Source organism: Hansschlegelia beijingensis (assembly GCF_045505405.1).
In the GTDB taxonomy this organism is placed as follows: Bacteria; Pseudomonadota; Alphaproteobacteria; order Rhizobiales; family Methylopilaceae; genus Methylopila; species Methylopila beijingensis_A.
Genome location: NZ_JBJKEX010000566.1, coordinates 1 through 1135, shown reverse-complemented (window position 1 = coordinate 1135; position 1135 = coordinate 1). Strand labels below are relative to the sequence as shown.

Here is a 1135-nt window from a genome sequence, read left to right as displayed (position 1 = left end):
CGCGAGCCGCCATGGCGCGGAGCTCGGGAGCGACGGAGACCGCGACGTCGGGGTGGACGCCGTCGGGCCGTCGTCCTCCCCGGAGGCGATCGAGCTCGGCCGGGCGATCGACGAGGCCATGGAGCTCTGCCGCGCCGTCCACCCCGACGTCGCGGTCTCCGTCGCTCCCGAGCTCCGCGCCATGGCGGCTCGCGTTCCGAAGGATTCGCTGCTGCTCCTCCTCCGGAACCTTGCCGAGAACGCGCTCGAGCACACCCCGCCCCGCGGAACCGTCGTCTGGAGGCGCGGTCCCGGGGCCTCGTTCGAACTCGTCGACGAAGGCCCCGGCGCGCCGGAGGACGAGCTTCCCCACCTGACGCAGCGGTTCTTCCGCGGCGCGGCCAAGACCGCCAGGGGCGATGGAACCGGGCTCGGCCTCGCGATCGCCGCGACGGCGGCCGGAAACTGCCGCGCGCGGCTCGATCTGTCGAACCGGACGGATCGGTCCGGTCTGGTGGCGCGCGTCACCTTCGACGACGAGGTGGTCTCAGCTCCCGTCGCGGCGGCGGCTTAAGGCTGGCGTAAGCGGGCGGCGGCAAGCCAGGCCGACGTCTGCTTATGGAGTTCCCGATGCCCGCCCTGGCTCGCCTCGCCCCCGCCTTGCGGACCGTTCTGCTGGCTCTGGCGCTCTGCCTTCTCGCGGGCGCCGCCTTCGCGACGGCGCCGATCACGGTCGCGGCGGCGCGCGAGGGCGACGGCGGGATCCGTCTGACCTGGGCGGCCCCGCCCGGCGTCTACCTCTACCGCGACAAGCTTTCGGCGGCGGTCGACGGCCGGACGGTCGAGCTCTCGACCGAACCGGGCGAAATCAAGGACGACCCCACCTTCGGAGCGACCGAGATCTACCGCGGGACCGCCACCGCCCGGATCGCCGCCGCGGACGCTCCCGAGGTGGGCGTGCTGGAAGCGGGCCACCAGGGATGCGCCGAGGCGGGTGTCTGCTTTCCCCCGTCGAAGACCGAGATCGATCTCGCGACGCTCGTGACCTCCACGCCCGTCCAGGCCTCCACATCCGGCGCCGGGGCGGCGTCCGTCGGAGGGGGCGCGGCGGGGTTCGCAGCGTCTCCGGAACCGTCCCGATGCTTCAGCTTCTGCA

2 protein-coding genes are annotated in these 1135 nt (G+C 73.5%); both read left to right on the top strand.

Going from position 1 to position 1135, the window contains the following annotated elements; genetic code table 11:
* On the top strand, positions 1 to 553 hold a 553-nt coding region (locus ACIKT0_RS18740), incomplete at its 5' end, for a sensor histidine kinase (protein WP_407106817.1).
* A 56-nt stretch (positions 554 to 609) separates the two neighbouring features.
* The coding region (locus ACIKT0_RS18735; RefSeq protein ID WP_407106816.1) for a protein-disulfide reductase DsbD domain-containing protein at positions 610 to 1135 on the top strand (526 nt) is incomplete at its 3' end.